This is a genomic window from Paraconexibacter sp. (genome assembly GCF_059438195.1).
Genome location: NZ_JBLKKY010000002.1, coordinates 97133 through 113362, shown reverse-complemented (window position 1 = coordinate 113362; position 16230 = coordinate 97133). Strand labels below are relative to the sequence as shown.

The window sequence follows — 16230 nt, the reverse complement described above, 5'->3', positions numbered from 1 at the left end:
AGGCCGCGACGAGACTTACGGCGAGGTCTTCGACATTCGGGGGGGACGGGCGTCGTAGGGTGGCGGGATGCTCCAGGCCGCCTACGTCGACCTCGACGGCACCCTGCTCGGTCCCGGCGGCGCGCTCTTCGCGGACGCCGACGGCGGCTTCACGCCGGTCGCCGGTCGCATCGTCGAGATCTGCGCGCGCGCGGAGGTCGAGCTCGTCCTCATGACCGGCCGGCGCAAGGCCCAGGCCTACGAGGACGCGCGTCTCCTCGGCCAGAGCTCCTACATCTTCGAGGCGGGAGCCTGCGTCGTCTTCGACGGCGAGGAGCACTGGCTCACCGCGCCGATCGTCCCCGACCCGGGACCGCCGCCGCGGACGATCCATCGGATCATCGAGGAGACCGGTGCTCCGGCGCTGCTCCTCGAGCGCTACGCGGGGCGGCTCGAGTACCACGACCCCTGGCACCACGGGCGCGAGGTCTCCCACCTCATGCGAGGCCTCGTCGACACCGACGAGGCGGACGCGCTGCTCGCCGAGCACGGGCACGACGAGCTGCGACTCCTCGACAACGGCGTCGTGCACCGCCGGTCGCCCGCGCTCGACGGGCTCCCGCAGGTGCGCTCGTACCACCTCGTCCCGCGGGGGGCGTCGAAGGCGCGCGGCGTCGCGTTCCACCAGCAGGCCCGCGGCTACGACCCGGCGCGGTGCATCGCGATCGGCGACTCGCGCGAGGACCTCCAGACGGCGGCGCACGTCAGCGCGTTCTGGCTCGTCGCCAACGCGGTGACGAAGGACCCGTCGATCCGCGAGGCGCTCGCCGCGCACCCGAACGCGCGGGTCGCGGAGGGAGCACACGGCGAGGGCGTCTACGGGGCGCTCGTCGAGACGCTCGCGACGCGGCGCTGACGCGCTCAGCCGCCCACGTCGCCGCGGGCTCGACGCGCCTCCCAGCGCGCGCGCAGTCGCTCGCGCCAGCGCTCGCGGTCGCTGCGCGCGCGCCCGGGACGCCAGCGGGCGGGGGGCGGGACGGTCGTGCGCACGAGCGCGATCCAGTCGTCGAGCGGGATCTCCCCGGCGATGAGGTCGGAGAGCCCGCGGGTGACGGGCGCCTCGACGCCCGCGCGCTCGAGCGCGTGCGCGAGCAGCGGCACGGACTCCAGCGACTCGACGGCCTGCCCGATCCGGGCCGGGATCTCGGCGGTCGGGACGCCCTCGCCGAGCAGCTCGCCGGCGCGGCGGTTGCGCGACTGCGGCGCGAGCGCGGTCGCGACGAGGTCACCCGTCCCGGCGAGGCCGATCATCGACTCGGGGCGGGCGCCGTGCGCCTCGGCGAACCGCCAGACCTCGGCGAAGATGTGCCCGGCCGCGGCGCCGGCGGCGTTGAGGCCCTGACGCTCGGTCGCGCCGGCGGCGAGCGCTGCGGCGTTCTTCGCCGCCCCCGCGAGCTCGACCCCGATCGGGTCGTTCGACTGCTCGCAGACGACGCCGGCGCGCATGAACGTCTCGCTCAGGGTGCGCGCGAGCTCCTCGTCGGTCGCCGCCGCGACGAGGCCGGCGCCCTCGGAGACCATCTCGCGGGCGTGGGCCGGGCCTCCGATGCACGCGACGCGGCTCGCGCCGAAGGTGCGGGCGAGCAGCGCCGTCGGCGGGGTCCCGTCCGGGGGCACGAGGCCCTTCGCGAGCGAGACGATCGACGCTCGCGGCGAGAGGCCGGCGGCGCTCAGCCCGGCGATGACGGCGTCGAGCCCGCGGGACGGGACGCCGAGGAACACGAGCTCCGCGCGGGAGAGCCCGTCGCCGACGTGGCCGATGCGCAGCTCGCGCGGCAGCTCGACCCCCGGGAGGTAGACGGTGTTCTCGCGGTCCTCGTTGAGGCGGCGGGCCTGGTCCTCGGTGCGGGCCTGGAGCGTCGTGCGGAAGCCGCCGCGCGCGAGGAGGACGGCGACGGCCGTTCCGAAGGAGCCCGCGCCGATGACGACGGCGCGTCGGCCGAGCGGTGCGGGGATGATCGCGGGGAGCTGAGGGCGGGGGCGGTCGGCCACGGGGCTCGGCGAGGGTACTCAGAGGTGCGCGGCGATGGCGGCTCCCGCCGCCTCGATCTCCGCGAGCGACGAGGCCTCGACCACCGCCTGGAGATCGAGGACCCGGACGTCGAAGGCGCTGATCGCACGCTCCCCGACGACCGCGTGGCAGGGGACGCCGGCCTGGCGGGCGCGGTAGGCGAGCTCGCCGGAGGCCTTCCCCTCGAGCGTCGTCGCGTCGAGCCGGCCCTCGCCGACGACGACGGCGCGCGCGGCGCGCATCCGCGCATCGGTGCCGAGCGCGTCGAGGACGAAGGAGGCGCCCGGCTCGACCCGGGCGCCGAGCGCCGCGTGGAGCCCGCCGGCGAGCCCGCCGGCGGCGCCGCCCCCGCGGACCGGGCGCGGATCGGCGGGCAGCGTCTGCGCGAAGCCGTCGAGCCGCGACTCGAGCCGGGCGACGGTCTCGGCGTCGGCGCCCTTCTGCGGCCCGAAGACGCGGGCGGCGCGGTCGTAGGTGGTGCGCACGTCGGCGAGGACGACGAGCGCCGCGCCGCGCAGCCCTCCGTGCTCCTCGATCGCGGCGATCGCGCCGGCGCCGCCGTCGGTCGTCGCCGAGCCGCCCGCGCAGAGGAGGACGACCTCGGCGCCGGCCTCGACGGCGGCGGCGACGAGGTCCCCCGTCCCGGCGCTCGAGGCCGCCCACGCGGTCTCGGGCCCGCGCTCGTGCGGCGCGATCCGCGACCAGCCGCTCGCCGCGGCGACCTCGACGATCGCGGTCCCTCCGTCCTCGACGAGCGCGAACGCCGCGTCGACCTCGCGGCCGAGCGGGTCGCGGGCGCGCGCGCCGACGGTCTCTCCGCCGAGCGCGAGCAGCAGCGTCGCCATCGTCCCCTCCCCGCCGTCGGCGATCGGGCAGAGGTCGGGAGGCGGCCCGACGCCGGCGGACTCCAGCCCGCGCCCGATCGCGGCGGCGACCTCCGCGGCGGAGTGCGTCCCCTTGAAGCTGTCGGGCGCGACGAGGACGGGCCGGTCCCACGGGTCGGCGGCAGGCACGGCCACGCAGGATGCCGACTTCACCGCCGAACCGGATTCCTGCGGCGTCATAGCACCACAGAAATCCGGTTCGGCCCTCAGGGGGGGAGAACAATCCGCCCGCCGGCCTCCTTGTGGGCATGAACGCAGCCGAACGACTCGCGGAGCAGCAGGAGGGGCTCGTCGCCCACTGGCAGCTCGTCGCGCTGGGATGGACACGGGACGCGATCACGTGGTGGGCGCGCGACCTGCGGCGACCCTTCGACGGGGTCTACCTCACCGGACGAGGACCGCTGACCCAGCGCCAGCGATGGCGCGCTGCGACGCTCACGGCGCCTCGAACCGTCCTCGCGTTCGCGAGTGCCGCAGCGGCGCACGAGCTGCGCGTCGATCCGAGGCATGCCGTCACGGTCGTGCGGCCAGGCGTGGACGGGCCCGAGCAGTTCGGCGAGCTGCACGTCTCCTACTCGAAGACGCTCGTGGGCAACGTCGTCGACGTCGACGGTCTCCCCGTGACGAGCGTCGAGCGCACGATCATCGACCTCTGGCCTCACCTGTGGTCACCGCAGGCGCGCGAGCGGATGGCCCGAGAGGCGCTCCGTCTCGAGAAGACGACCGCGAACACTCTCCTGCTCGTCGCCGGTCGCCATCGAGGGCGTCGGGGCGTCGCTTCGCTGAAGGACTTCGTGCGGCGCTTCTCGGACCTTCCCTTCGCGGACTGCAAGTCGGACGCAGAGGCCTACGCGCTCACGGTGCTCGAGGACGCAGGCGTCCCGAGGCCGAGGGTGAACGAGTACTTCGCGGAAGAGGAGGCGGACCTCTGCTGGCCCGACCTCATGCGCATCATCGAGCTGGACGGACCGCAGTACCACCGTCTGACCGACGAGGACATCCGCAAGACACGCGCGTGGGAGGCGGCCGGCTTTCGGGTCGACCGCCTCCCGACCCCGACGCTCTACCTCGACCCGAGTTCCTTGCTCCGCCTCGCCCCCGACGGCTCGAACCGGATTCCTGCGGCGTCATAGCACCGCAGGAATCCGGTTCGGCCGCCCCCCGGGGGGGGGCCCGGCTCACCCCGACGCCGGGGGGCGCGGTGGGGCGCGGGGGGTCGCGCGGCGGCGGGGGCCCGGCTTCACCGCCGGGAGGCGCTCGCGGAGGACGACGGCCATCGGGGCCGTCATCACCGAGATCGGCATCTCGCCCGTCTGGTCGGGGAGCGGCGTGCCGAGCCCGACGACCGCGACGAGCGCCGAGCCGAGGAGGAGGCTGCCCGCGACGAGCATGACGACCTGGAAGCTGCTCTCGGACGCCGTCTCGACGCGCGCGATCTGGGTCGTCGAGAAGCCCTCGCGCTCCAGGCGGACCGGCGCGGCGAAGACCCGGTCGCCCACCTCGCTGCGCGCCTCGGCGCTCACCCGCTCGCGCGCGAGCGCGTCGTCGAAGGCGACGGAGGACACGAGCCCGAGCCCCGCGATGGCGACGATCGCCGCGAGCCGCGAGATCGACGAGTTCACGCCCGTCGCGATCGCCGCCCGCCGCAGCTCGACGGTGTCGACCACGGCCGCCATGAGCGGGCCCGCCGCCGCCCCGATGCCGAGCCCGGCGGCCGCGGCAAGGACGATGATCGCCGCCACCGACGCCTCCGTGAGCCCGAGGAGGAGGAGCGCGGCGCCGCCCACGGAGCAGCCGGTCGTCACCGCGACGCGCGGGCCGCCGAAGCGCGTGAGCCAGGCGCCGAAGGGCGCCCCGACGACGAGCGCCGCCGCGAACGGCAGCATCGCGAGCCCCGCCTCGATGGGGCTGAGCCGCTCCGCCTGCTGGAGGTAGACCGCGACGAAGTAGAGCGCGGCGAAGAGCCCCCCGTAGACCGTCGCGGTGAGGAGGTTCGCGACCCGGAACATCTTGTGGGTGAACATGATCCGCGGGATGAGCGGCTCGTCCGCCGTCATCTCCCGCACCGCGAAGCCCGCGAACCCGACGAGCGCCGCGACGGCGGGCACGAGGACGGCGGCGTCCCCGAGGCCCGCCGTGCGTCCCTGGCCGAGCGCGAGGCCGGTGCCCGTCACGGCGAGGACGAGGAACGCCGCCCCGGGCCACTCGGGGGAGTGCGCGCTCTCGTCCCGCGACTCGGGTACGCCCCACCGCGCGAGGACGAGCGCGCCGGCGGTGAGGGTCGCGCTCACCCAGAAGATCCAGCGCCACCCCGGCCCCCCGGCGAGGAGGCCGCCGAAGACGGGGCCCGCCGCGCTCGCCGCGCCGATGCACGCCGTCCACAGCGCGATGATCCGCTGACGCTCCTTGCGGCCCCGCGCGGCCGCCGCGAGCATCGCGAGGGATGCCGGCAGGACGAGGCCGACGGCGGCGCCCTGGATCGCCCGGCCGGTGATGAGCACCCCGGCGTCCTGCGCGACGGCGCAGACGAGCGAGCCGACCACGAACACCCCGCCGCCGAGCACGAACGCGAACCGCCGGCCGATCCGGTCGGCGATCGCGCCGCCCGCCGGGAGCACCGCGATGGGGGCGAGGAGGTAGGCCTGGACCACCCACCCCTGGGCGTCGGGGAGGAGGCGCAGCTCCCGCTGGATCGACGGCAGCGCGACCGTGATGACGGTCCCGTCGAAGAGGACGAGCGCCGAGCCGATCGTCGCGGCGAAGAGCGCGGGCCAGATGTGGCGGGCGAGGACGATCTCGCCGATCGTCCCACATCACGTGTCGCGCGAAACCTCCGCGGCGCGCGCAGGCGTCTCACGCCTCGAGCTGGTCGACGAGGCACTCGCCCGGTGACTTGTCGTCGCGCCAGCGCTGCACCTTCGTCCCGTGCCGGATGCGCCCGTCGGAGGCGTGGTCGTAGGTCACCTCGACGACGAGCTCCGGGCGCAGTGCGATCCACTCGAGCTCCTCGTCCGGCCGCCACCGCGACGGGTCGCCCATCCCGCGGTCGCCCGTCTCGTACGGCGCGAGCCGCTCGACGAGCGCGCGCTTCTCCTTCGCGCTGAAGCCCGACGAGTGGCCGACGACCCGCAGCGTCCCGTCCGGCTCGTAGAGGCCGAGGATGATCGAGCCGACGGTGCCCTCGGCCTTCCCCGGGCGCCAGCCGACGACGACCGCGTCGAGGGTCCGGACGCGCTTGATCTTCGCCATCCCGTCGCGCTTGCCGGGGAGGTACGGCGCCCCCGTCGCCTTCGCGATGACCCCCTCGGCCTCGTGCAGCCAGCGCTCCGCGTCGGCCGCCGCCCGCGCCACCGGCGTGAGCGAGAAGGGGTGCCCGTCGCGGGCCGGGTCGTGCTGGTCCACCCACGCCTCGAGCCGCGCCCGCCGCTCGGCGTACGGCGACTCGAGCAGGACCTCGTCGCCGTCGCAGAGGAGGTCGAAGGCGACGAAGCGCGCCGGCGTCTCGACCGCCAGCCGCGCGACCCGCGATGCCGCGGGGTGGATCCGCTGGGAGAGGGCGTCGAAGGTGAGGCCGCCCTCCACCTCCGCGCTGTCGACGACGAGCTCCCCGTCGAGGACGGCCCGCAGTCCCTCAGGGAACGTCACCTCGGGGAAGTAGCGGTGCAGCGGCTTGCCGCCCCGCGACTGGATGTAGGCCTCGACCGCGTCGTCGCCCTCCCCGGCGCCGCCGAGGAAGACGATCGCGCGGAAGCCGTCCCACTTCGGCTCGTACCACCAGCCCTCCGCCTCGTCCGGCAGCGTCTTGCGCGGGCGGGCGAGCTGCGGCGGCAGCGGCGGCTGGAGTGGGAGGGTCGGCATCGCACGCCGACCCTACCCACGTCAGCCCGCGCTCTCGCGTGCTCGCCGCCGTCAGGGCGACGGGGGTCGCAGGAGGAGGCAGGTCGTCGTCGCGTGGGCGAGGAGCCTCCCGTCCGCCGCCGAGGTGAGCTTCCCCTCCGCCGTGGCGACCGTCCGCCCCGCATGGAGGACGGTCCCCTCCGCGAGCAGCTCCCCCGCGTCGGCCGGGATCCCGCGCACGTAGTTGATCTTCAGCTCGAGCGTCGTGTAGCCGACCCCGGCCGGGAGCGTCGTGTGGACCGCGCACCCGACGCACGAGTCGAGCATCGTCGCGATCATCCCGCCGTGCACGGCGCCGAGCGGGTTGAGCATCCACCCGGCCGTGTCGGCGGCGAAGACGATCCGCCCCTCCTCGACGAGCGGCAGCGAGAAGTCGAGGAGCGCGCCGATCGGCGGCCGCGGCAGCTCGCCGGCGGCGATGCCCCGCCAGATCTCGAGCCCGCTCATCCGCAGGCCCGCGGTGATCGTCTCGGTCGGGTCCTCCCAGGTGAAGGCGTGCGAGCCGGCGCCCATCATGCGACCACCTCCGCCGCCGCGGGAGAGATGCTGCCGGTCGTCGCGGGACGCGCCGCAGCGGCGGGGGCCGCGAGGGGCCCGACCGCGTGGAGCGCCGCGGCCGAGGCGAGGGCAGCCCCGAGCATGAGCGCCCACACCCCGTCGAAGGCGCCCGGCCCGTCCGGCGTCCCGAGAAGCGGGACGAGGAGGGCGACGCCGAGCGCCGTCCCGAGCTGACGCCCCATCGTGAGGAGCGCCGCCCCGGTCGCGAACCGCGTCGGGGGCAGCGAGGCGGCGGCGGCCGAGGTGAGCGCCGGGTTGACGAGTCCGACGCCGAGGCCGCCGACGATCATGCCCGGGAGGAAGCCGCCGGCGTACGAGGCGCCCTCGCCGAGCCCGACGAGCCACCAGGCCGCGCCCGCCGCGAAGAGGAGCGCTCCGGCCGCGCCCGCGGCGTGCGGACCGATGCGTGCGCCGAGTCGCGCCCCGGGCACGCTCGCGAGCGCCGCGACGACGGGGCCGGGCGCGAGCATGAGCCCGGCGTCGAGGACGTCCTCGCCGCGCACGGCGGTGAGGTAGAGCACCGCGCCGAGCAGCATCGCCGCGAAGGCGACGAAGAAGAGCGCCGCGGCGGCGACCGCGAGCCGGAACGAGCGCACCCCGACGAGCGCGGGCTCGAGGATCGGAGCGGGATGGCGGCGGGAGCGGTCCGCGACGACCACGAGCAGCAGCGCGCCGGCGGCGGCGAGGCCGAGCGTCCGCGCCCCCGTCCACCCCCAGTCCTCGGCGCTCACGATCGCGGCGACCACCGCGCCGGTGCCGAGCGCGAGCGCGACGGCACCGAGGACGTCGGGGCGCCGCGTCTCGGGGTCGCGGACCTCGCGCAGGATGCGCCGCGCGGCGACGAGCGCGACGAGTCCGACGGGCACGTTGACGAGGAAGACCCACTGCCATCCGAGGCCGACGAGGAGACCGCCGACCGGCGGGCCGGCCGCGGCGGCCACCCCGCCCGACGCCGCCCAGACGCCGATGGCGACGGGCCGCTGCTCCGCGGGGAACTCGGGGAGGAGGAGTCCCAGGGAGGTCGGCACGAGGAGCGCGGCCCCGGCCGCCTGGAGGACGCGCGCGGCGACGAGCGCCTCGACCGAGGTCGCGAGGGCGCAGAGGGCGCTCGCGAGGGTGAAGACCGCGAGGCCGAGGAGGAAGCCGCGGCGGCGGCCGACGGCGTCCGCCCACCGGCCTGCCGGGACGAGCAGGGCGGCGAACACGATCGCGTAGGCGCTGAGCACCCACGAGAGCCCGGAGAGGCTCGCGCCGCCGAGATCCTCCCGGATGTCCGGGAAGGCGACGTTGACGATGAAGAGGTCGAGACTCGAGACGAAGATCCCGACGCAGACGACGACGAGGACCTGCCATCGGCGGTCGACGCGTCCTGAGGCGAGGCTTGTGAGTTTCATGATGAAACGCACTCTACGTCAGTCAGTTGCGTGATGCAACCAACTCGCGCTACCCTGGGTGGCAGAGATGCTGCGCAGCGACTACGAGGGACAGACCTGCTCGATCGCCCGGACCCTGGAGATCGTCGGCGAGCGGTGGACGATGCTCGTCCTCCGCGACGTCTTCCTCGGGCTCCGCCGCTTCGACGAGATCCAGTCCGACCTCGGCATCGCCCGCAACACGCTGAGCTCGCGCCTCGACAAGCTCGTCGCCGCCGGCATCCTCGAGCGCCGCCGGTACCAGGAGCGTCCGCCGCGGGACGAGTACCTCCTCACCGAGAAGGGCGTCGACCTGTGGCCGGTCGTCGTCTCGCTCATGCAGTGGGGTGACCGCTACGCGCCGACGGACGCCGGCCCACCCGTCGTCCTGCGCCATCGCGACTGCGGAGGCGAGCTCACCGGCCACCGCACGTGCGCGACGTGCGGCGAGCCGCTCGGCCCGCGCGACGCCGTCGCCGAGGTCGGCCCCGGAGCCGCCCCCGACCATCCGCTGCGCCGCCGCGCACGCGCCTGAGGGCGTCCCGGAGCCGCGGCTGCGCGCCCTGTCGGCGCGCGAGCACCGGCGGTTTGACTAGGGTCTTCCCGATGCGAGCTGTCTCAGGGAGGGCTGCGCGCGCGATCTTCGTCGCGCTCGCGAGCGCCGTCACGACCGCTGCCGCTGCGCCGGCGGCGATCGCGGAGACCGCGTCTCCGCGCATCATCGGGGGGGTGCCGACGAGTGCCGCGACCGTCCCGTGGCAGGTCGCTCTGCTCTCGGCCGGCATCGGGCCGGACCGCACCCGGGCCTTCTGCGGCGGCGCGATCATCGACACGACGCGCGTCGCGACCGCCGCCCACTGCACCTACGACGGCGACGGGCCGCTCGAGCCCTCCGAGATCGAGGTCCTCGTCGGCGCGACGAACCTCGGCAACGGCACGACCGTCGCCGACGACGGCACCGAGATCGCCGTGACGCAGATCACGCGCGATCCGCGCAACACGGCCGCGGCGCCCTTCTCGCACGACTACGCCGTCCTCACGCTCGCGACCCCGCTCGCGTTCAACGACGAGATCAAGCCGATCGAGCTCGCGACGCCGGAGGAGGCGTCGCTCTGGGACGGCGACGGCGGGGACATCGCCGTCGTGAGCGGCTGGGGCAGCACGACGCCGCAGGACGGCGCGCCACTGCTCCCGATCCTCACGCCGCCCCCGAGCTTCCCCACGGAGCTGCGCGCGGTCTCCGTCGACGTCTACACGGACGCGACGTGCGCCGCCGTCTACGGCGCGATCGACACGAGCGAGACGATCTGCGCCGGCGCGCCCGAGGGCAACCGCGACGCCTGCCAGGGCGACTCCGGCGGTCCGCTCGCCGCGGTCTCCGACGGCGTCCCGATCCTCATCGGGCTCGTGAGCTTCGGCGCCGGCTGCGGTGACCCGCGGTTCCCCGGCGCGTACGCCGAGGTCGCCCCGCAGCGCGGCTTCTTCAAGCCGGACGCCGGCGCCGTGCTCCGCAACTTCATCCCGCCGGTGCTCGGTCTCGACGCCGCCCGCAACCGCATCGGCTGCGTCCCCGGCGGCTGGACGAGCGCCCCGGCGTTCCGCTACCGCTTCACGCGCAGCGACGGCGTGACGCTGCAGGACTCGCAGAGCGCGACCTACAAGCTGAACGCCGCGGACGCGGAGAAGTCCATCACCTGCACGGTCACCGCGGTGAACGCCGCGGGGGCGAAGAACCGCACGACGGCGGCGCTGAAGATCCCGTCGTCGGCGATCGCCGAGCTCGTCGCCAAGAACCCGGCGAAGCTCCGCGTGCGCCGCAACCGCATCGACGACGGCCGGCTCGACATGCTCGTCGAGATCACGAAGCGCGCGGCCGGCGACACGCTCTCCTTCGAGCTCGAGGCCGGTGGCGAGCGCTTCCGCTTCACGGCGAAGGTGCCCGCCGACGGCGTCCTCAAGATCGACCGCAAGCTGCCGTCGAAGATGCGCGACCAGACGAGCGGGATCGTCGAGATCGACTACGCCGGCAACACGAGGGTGCGTCCCGACGACGTCCGCCTCCGCGCCGCTCGCGTGAAGGCGAACCTCGAGCGTCGCACGGCCCGGCTGCGGGGCGGCCGGCTCGAGGTCGGCGGGACGATCAGCGACGACGCCCGCGGCATCGTGCGCATCCGCTACGGCTACGACGACGCCGACGGCGCGGTGAAGTTCATCAACTACCGCGCGCGGATCCGGGACGGCCGCTGGTCGATCGACGAGCGGCTCACGGGCGCGGCCGCCGAGGGCGGCCAGCTCTCGATCCAGTTCACGGGCTACCTGCCCGAGCGGATGCGCGGCGAGCAGACCGCGAAGCAGGTCGGCGGAGGCTGAGAGAGCCTCGTGGAGAGCCCCTCACCGTGAGGGGCTCTCTCAGTCCCTGCGCGGCGCGGCGCTCGCGCCGCGCAGGCGACGGAGCATCGTGTCGGCGAGCCGGGGCGACACGCCGTTCGCGACGCGCAGGAGGCGCACGATCGGCGGGTGGGACAGGTCGCGGGCGTCGCTCTCGACCGCCGCGACGATCTTCTCCGCCATCTCGGTGGCCGGGGCGGCGTCGGGGCCGCCGCGGTACCAGTCCGGCATGCGGTCCTTCTCGTGGTCGTGCAGCGACGTCGCGATCTCGCCGGGGTAGACGGTCGTGAGCGAGACGCCGGTGCCCGCCAGCTCGTGACGCAGGGCCTCGGCGAACATGCGCTGCGCCGCCTTCGTCGCGCCGTAGACGGCCGCCTGCGGGAACGAGCGCAGGCCGGCCCCCGAGCTGACGACGACGATGTGCCCGCCCCCGGCGCCGAGGAGGTGCGGGAGGCCGTGGTGCACGAGGTGGAGCGTCCCGTACCAGTTGATGTCGGTCATGCGCCGCATCTCGTCGAGGGACTGGTCCCGGAAGGGGCCGTAGTGCGTGACGCCGGCGTTCGCGACGAGGAGGTCGATCCCGCCGGCGCGGTCGACGAACGCCTCGACCGCGTTCCGCACGCTCTCCGCGTCGGCGACGTCGCACGGCAGCGGGACGTGGTCGCCGGGCAGCGACGTCGCGAGCGCGTCGAGCTCGTCCGCCGAGCGGGCGGCGAGGCCCACGGTGGCGCCGCGTCCGGCGAGCGTCGTCGCGAGCTCGCGGCCGATGCCGCGCGAGGCGCCGGTGATGAGCGCCCTCGTCCCCTCTGAGATCTCCATGGGCGAACGCTAGTCGTCCGGCTGGCGGAGCGGGGCCACGTGGAGCGGGGTGCGACCGCGGCGACCGGCCCGCTCGACGATCCCGAGGGCGCGCAGGCAGTACAGCGTGCGCTGGGCGAGCGTCCGGTCGCAGCGCAGCAGCTCGGCGACGTCGCGGGTGCTGAACGGGTCGCTCGGCAGCGCGGGCAGCGCCCGCAGCACGTCGCGCGGGCTCTCCAGCACGACGCGGTCCAGGATCGCGACGAGGCGGCGCTCCCCTGCCTCACGGGTACGCCGGCGGGCGTTCGCCGGTCGCGGCGGGCGAGGCGTGCGCACCTCGGGACCGAGGAGGTGGTCGCCGCGGAGAGCGTCGGCGGTGACGAGCAGGACGTGGTGGGCGGCCCCCGGCGCAGGACGCCGTCGCGGCGCCGGCGGCCGGCCCCGCCCGCGGACGAGCGGGTCCGCCCAGCCGACCCACGCGTGCGAGGCGTCGTCGGCCTCCGTCGCGAGGACGATCTCGGCCGCCCCGGAGAGCTCCACCTCGACCGCGACCCAGCCGTCCGGCTCGTCCCGGCGCCCGTCGAGGACGCGGTCGGCGAGCCACGTGACCTCGCCCCCCGCGACCGCCGTCGTCCCGACCCGGAAGGTGACCGGACCGCCGATGCGTCCGAGCACGGCGTTCGTCACGCCGGCCGCCGTCTCGAGCCGCCCGTCGCTCGCCCACGCGGGAAGCCTGAACCGCACGGCGCTCGGAGGGTGCTGGAAGAGCCCGGCGCGGCTGTCGGCGCCGACGTGCAGCTGGCGGGGCTCGACGTGCTGCGGCCCCGGCGCGTCGATCGCCGCGGAGCCGAGGAGGTCGACGAGGTGGAGGGTCGCCGTCATGCGACCGCCTCCTCCCAGATCGCGCGGGGTCGCGGCGTACGTCTCCTCGGCCGTCGGCTGCGCTCGGCCCGGGCCCCGGCGGCGCTCCGCGGCCACCGCCGCGAACGCCCGACCCCAGCCCGCGACGTCCTCGGGGTCGATGGTGAAGCCGTCGACCCCGTCGCGGACCTGCTCGGAGAGGCTCCCGATCCGGCTCACGAGGACCGGGAGGCCGATGTGGAGCGCCTCCTTCACGACGAGCGGGTCGTTCTCGTACCAGCGCGCCGGGAGGACGAGCGCGTCGGCGTCGGCGTAGACCTCACCGAGTCGGGCCCGCGGCACGGGGTCCGCGATCCGGATCCGCGGGTCGGCAGCGGCAGCGGCGCGCAGGTTCGCGACGTAGTCGGCGTCGGCCCCCGGGGCACCGACGAGGACGAGCTCCGCGTCGATGTCGGGGCGGGCCCGCAGCGCCGCGACGGCGATGTCCTGGCCCTTGTGCGGGACGAGGTGCGCGACGCACACCAGGCGCGCGCGCGACCCGGGGCGCGGCGCGACGTCGAGCCCGTCCGTCTCGATGCCGTGGGGGAGGACGCGCATCCGCGCCGGGTCGTGACCGTGGGCGAGGTGGACGTCCCGCTGGAAGCGGGAGAGCGCGACGACGCTCGTCGCTGCGTCGAGCGCCCGGCGCAGCCGGGCGGGCCGGGCGGCGAGGACGGCGCGGGCGGCCCGCGTCGGCGCGACGCCGTGGAGGTCGGCGACGCACTCCAGGCACGCGTCGGGGTCCGTCGGCCCGGCGCACGTCGCGCCGTCGGGGCGCAGGAGCGTGTGACGCGGGCAGAGGAACCAGAAGTCCGTGAGCGTGACGACGGACGGGATGCCGAGCGTCTGGCAGGACTCGATCGCCGAGGCGCCGAGGCGGAGGCCGTGCGTGACGTGCACGAGATCGGGCGGGTCCTCCGCGAGGAGACGGGCGACGCGCGCCCCCGTCTCGGGGTCGTCGTGCTCCCAGCCGACGACGCTCGGCGCGGCCGAGAGGTTCCGCGAGATCCGGCGGACGCGGACGCCCTCGACCTGCTCGTCGCTCGTCGTCCACGACGCGGGATCCGCCGACGGATCCTCCCGACCGGCGATGACGACGACGTCGTCCCCGTCGCGCAGCGCGCGTCGCGCGAGGCCCGCGGTGTAGAGCTCGGTCCCCCCGACCTCGTGCGGACCGTATTGGTGGACGAGGAACGCGATCCTCATCGTCCGGCCCCTCCGACGAGCCGACGCCGGAGGTCCTGCAACGCGCGCGCGAGCCGCCACGCCCGCGTGCCGGCGAGCTCGTCGAGCCGCTGCTCGGCCGCGACGGCGCGGTCACCGGCGGCGAGCGCCTCCCGGCGCAGCGCGTCGGCCCGATCCCGCTCCGCGTCGCGCTCCCCCCACCGGGCGTGCATCGCCTGCTGCGCGAGCGCTTCGCCCACGCCGGCGAGCTCGCGGTCGTGACGCAGCCCCTCGGCGGCCGCGCGGAGCCGCTCGAGCTCGCTCTCGAGCCACTCGACCCTCGCCGCGGCGGTGCGCGCCGCCGGGCCCGCTGCGTGTCGTCGCCTGGCCGCCGGCGAGGCGGGCGACCACGGCGACTCTCGGGAGAAGAGCGACGGCGCCTCGCCGCGGGACGGGCACGGGGGATCGATCTCGCGCAGCGGGTCGAGCGCTGGGTGCGCGACCGGCTCGCCGGTCTCGAGGAACGGGCCCCAGCGCTGCATGAAGCGCTCGCGGTCGCCCGGCCCGGGGCTCGACCCGCGCGTCGCTCCCTCGTGGTGGACGAGGCGCGCCTCCGGCGTCGAGACGGTGCGCACACCGTGCTCGGCGAGCCGCATCGCGACGTCGACGTCGCTGAACTCGAGGACGAGCGCCGGGTCGTAGCCGCCGACGGCCGTGAACGACTCGCTGCGCACGAGCGTGCAGGCGCCCGTGACCGCGGGCGGGTTGGTCGCCGTCCTGGACGCGCCGCCGGGGAGCGCGTCGGCCGGCCAGGCGCACCCGAGGTTGTCGATGCGGATGGGATGCGTGACGACCCCGGTGTGCTGGAGGAGCCCGCCGGGGTAGGTGAGATGTGCGCCGACGAGGCCGACGCCGGGCCGGTGCAGCCACGCCCGCATCCGCTCGAGCCACGCGTCGTCGGTGGCGACGACGTCGTCGTTGAGGAAGAGGAGCTCGCTGCCGCGGGCCGCCCGGGCACCCGCGTTGCAGGCGGCCGAGTAGTTGAACGGCCTGTCCTGCGGGACGCGGACGACGGGCGCGGCGAGGCGGTCGAGCGCCGCGGCGACGTCCGCCGGGGGGTCGCCGTCGGCCACGAGGACGATCTCGAGCGGCGTGTGCGCGGCGGCGGGCGCGAGGCTCTCGAGGCAGTCGGCGACGTGCTCGTCCGCGAAGCGGGTGCAGATGACGACGCTCACGCACCGCTCGACCCCGGGCGCGTCGGGCGCCGTCGCGAGCGGAGCCCCGCGGTCGGCGGCCGGCGCGGTCCGGATGAAGAGGGACCGGGGCACGTGGACGACGCGAGCGCGGCGCACGTCGAGTCCGAGGAGGAGCTCGCGGAGGTCCGCCGGCCCCTCCTCCGCGGCGAGCGCGGCGGCGGCCGCGTCCCGACCGACGAGCGCGAGGGGACCCGCGTAGGGCGTCTGGAGGAGGAGGTCGGGCGACCACGTCGGCTTGAGGCGCACGGGGGCGTCGCCCGGCGCGGGGTCGGCGAGCTCGTCGTCCCCGTAGACGACGTCCGGGTGGGCGTGGTCGACGACGGCGCGACGCAGCCGGCGCGTCGCGCCGGGGGCGAGGACGCCGGTCTCCTCGACGAGGAGCGCGTACGGGAGCCGCGACCGGACGAGAGCCCGGAGCGCATCGGGCAGCCGGGCCTCGGAGCCGGGGGGCGGCCGCCATCTCTCGTCGCCGTCCCGGAGGCCCGCACGCAGCGCGACGTCGGTCGCCGGGTCCCGAGCGGCCGGGCCGATCGGTGCGATGAGGAGCGGGACATCGGCGGGCGGGGCGCACTCGTCGGGGAGCCCGGGGTCGGCGCACGCCCGCAGCGGCGCGTACACGGCGGCCGGGTCGACGACGACGGTGCGGGACTCGCGGGCGACCTCCGTCCCGGCGACGCGAGCGCGGACCGTGAGGACGTGCTCGCCCGGCGTCCAGGTCGTCAGGTCGACGATCGCGGCGATCTGATGGGTCCATGGGGCCACCGCGGGGCCGGTGAGCCGCCGGACGAGCGCTCGGGCGACGGCGTGGCCGTCGGCGAGGACGTCGATCTCCGGAGTCGCCTCGGCGGTGATGAGCGCGCGCACGGCGAGGACACGGGCGGCGTGCTCACGGTCCTCCGTCCACAGGTGGAGCACCGCGCCAC

General features: G+C 75.8%; 13 protein-coding genes. 4 read left to right on the top strand and 9 right to left on the bottom strand.

The annotated features are described in order from the left end of the window. Window positions 1-67 precede the first annotated feature (67 nt). Window positions 68-895, top strand: a complete 828-nt coding sequence (locus ACME2J_RS01275; RefSeq protein WP_495543045.1) for an HAD family hydrolase — start codon at window positions 68-70, stop codon at window positions 893-895. Between the two features lie 5 nt (window positions 896-900). On the opposite strand, the gene ACME2J_RS01270 is transcribed toward ACME2J_RS01275, so the two are convergent. Together ACME2J_RS01270 and ACME2J_RS01265 are read right to left on the bottom strand one after the other, a co-directional pair. Further along, the gene (locus tag ACME2J_RS01270) at window positions 901-2031 is read right to left on the bottom strand and encodes an NAD(P)H-dependent glycerol-3-phosphate dehydrogenase (RefSeq protein WP_495543044.1); all 1131 of its coding nucleotides are present in this window, start codon (window positions 2029-2031) and stop codon (window positions 901-903) included. A gap of 18 nt (window positions 2032-2049) precedes the next feature. After that, window positions 2050-3063 (bottom strand): glycerate kinase, encoded by a 1014-nt coding sequence (locus tag ACME2J_RS01265; protein WP_495543043.1) that lies wholly within the window; start codon window positions 3061-3063, stop codon window positions 2050-2052. 119 nt (window positions 3064-3182) lie between these two features. On the opposite strand from ACME2J_RS01265, the gene ACME2J_RS01260 reads away from it, so the two are divergent. Then, entirely contained in the window at window positions 3183-4067 is an 885-nt protein-coding gene (locus tag ACME2J_RS01260; RefSeq protein ID WP_495543042.1) for a PDDEXK family nuclease, read from the top strand. 45 nt (window positions 4068-4112) lie between these two features. On the opposite strand, the gene ACME2J_RS01255 is transcribed toward ACME2J_RS01260, so the two are convergent. The 4 genes from ACME2J_RS01255 to ACME2J_RS01240 form a co-directional block, all read right to left on the bottom strand. After that, a complete protein-coding gene (locus ACME2J_RS01255) occupies window positions 4113-5684 on the bottom strand; it encodes an MFS transporter (protein ID WP_495543083.1) in 1572 nt (523 codons plus the stop codon). A gap of 103 nt (window positions 5685-5787) precedes the next feature. Then, a complete protein-coding gene (locus tag ACME2J_RS01250; protein WP_495543041.1) occupies window positions 5788-6792 on the bottom strand; it encodes an ATP-dependent DNA ligase in 1005 nt (334 codons plus the stop codon). Between the two features lie 51 nt (window positions 6793-6843). Further along, window positions 6844-7344 carry a PaaI family thioesterase gene (locus tag ACME2J_RS01245; protein ID WP_495543040.1) on the bottom strand — a complete coding sequence of 167 codons (501 nt, stop codon included), beginning with the start codon at window positions 7342-7344 and terminating at the stop codon, window positions 6844-6846. Beyond that, the gene (locus ACME2J_RS01240) at window positions 7344-8783 is read right to left on the bottom strand and encodes an MFS transporter (protein ID WP_495543039.1); all 1440 of its coding nucleotides are present in this window, start codon (window positions 8781-8783) and stop codon (window positions 7344-7346) included. The genes ACME2J_RS01245 and ACME2J_RS01240 overlap by 1 nt, the downstream gene beginning before the upstream one ends. 67 nt (window positions 8784-8850) lie before the next feature. Here ACME2J_RS01240 and ACME2J_RS01235 point away from each other — a divergent pair, with 67 nt between their 5' ends. Continuing rightward, a complete protein-coding gene (locus tag ACME2J_RS01235) occupies window positions 8851-9336 on the top strand; it encodes a winged helix-turn-helix transcriptional regulator (protein ID WP_495543038.1) in 486 nt (161 codons plus the stop codon). Between the two features lie 71 nt (window positions 9337-9407). Then, complete coding sequence (locus ACME2J_RS01230; protein WP_495543037.1) at window positions 9408-11171, top strand: S1 family serine peptidase; 1764 nt, start codon at window positions 9408-9410, stop codon at window positions 11169-11171. A gap of 39 nt (window positions 11172-11210) precedes the next feature. Here ACME2J_RS01230 and ACME2J_RS01225 read toward each other — a convergent pair whose 3' ends face one another. Genes ACME2J_RS01225 through ACME2J_RS01215 form a run of 3 tightly spaced genes read right to left on the bottom strand, consistent with a single transcriptional unit; the run spans window position 11211 to window position 16222 of the window. After that, window positions 11211-12008 carry an SDR family NAD(P)-dependent oxidoreductase gene (locus ACME2J_RS01225; protein WP_495543036.1) on the bottom strand — a complete coding sequence of 266 codons (798 nt, stop codon included), beginning with the start codon at window positions 12006-12008 and terminating at the stop codon, window positions 11211-11213. A gap of 9 nt (window positions 12009-12017) precedes the next feature. Further along, window positions 12018-14093: a glycosyltransferase gene (locus ACME2J_RS01220; RefSeq protein WP_495543035.1), complete on the bottom strand. Its 2076-nt coding sequence runs from the start codon at window positions 14091-14093 to the stop codon at window positions 12018-12020. Then, window positions 14090-16222 carry a glycosyltransferase family 2 protein gene (locus ACME2J_RS01215; protein WP_495543034.1) on the bottom strand — a complete coding sequence of 711 codons (2133 nt, stop codon included), beginning with the start codon at window positions 16220-16222 and terminating at the stop codon, window positions 14090-14092. Before ACME2J_RS01215 ends, ACME2J_RS01220 begins: the two co-directional genes overlap by 4 nt. Between the last annotated feature and the right edge of the window lie 8 nt (window positions 16223-16230).

Excerpts from the sequence above, each read along its gene's own strand:
- ACME2J_RS01275 (WP_495543045.1), top strand. The coding sequence starts at position 68 with ATGCTCCAGGCCGCCTACGTCGACCTCGACGGCACCCTGCTCGGTCCC.
- ACME2J_RS01260 (WP_495543042.1), top strand. The coding sequence starts at position 3,183 with ATGAACGCAGCCGAACGACTCGCGGAGCAGCAGGAGGGGCTCGTCGCC.
- ACME2J_RS01250 (WP_495543041.1), bottom strand. The coding sequence starts at position 6,792 with ATGCCGACCCTCCCACTCCAGCCGCCGCTGCCGCCGCAGCTCGCCCGC.
- ACME2J_RS01245 (WP_495543040.1), bottom strand. The coding sequence starts at position 7,344 with ATGGGCGCCGGCTCGCACGCCTTCACCTGGGAGGACCCGACCGAGACG.
- ACME2J_RS01240 (WP_495543039.1), bottom strand. The coding sequence starts at position 8,783 with ATGAAACTCACAAGCCTCGCCTCAGGACGCGTCGACCGCCGATGGCAG.
- ACME2J_RS01235 (WP_495543038.1), top strand. The coding sequence starts at position 8,851 with ATGCTGCGCAGCGACTACGAGGGACAGACCTGCTCGATCGCCCGGACC.
- ACME2J_RS01230 (WP_495543037.1), top strand. The coding sequence starts at position 9,408 with ATGCGAGCTGTCTCAGGGAGGGCTGCGCGCGCGATCTTCGTCGCGCTC.
- ACME2J_RS01225 (WP_495543036.1), bottom strand. The coding sequence starts at position 12,008 with ATGGAGATCTCAGAGGGGACGAGGGCGCTCATCACCGGCGCCTCGCGC.
- ACME2J_RS01220 (WP_495543035.1), bottom strand. The coding sequence starts at position 14,093 with ATGAGGATCGCGTTCCTCGTCCACCAATACGGTCCGCACGAGGTCGGG.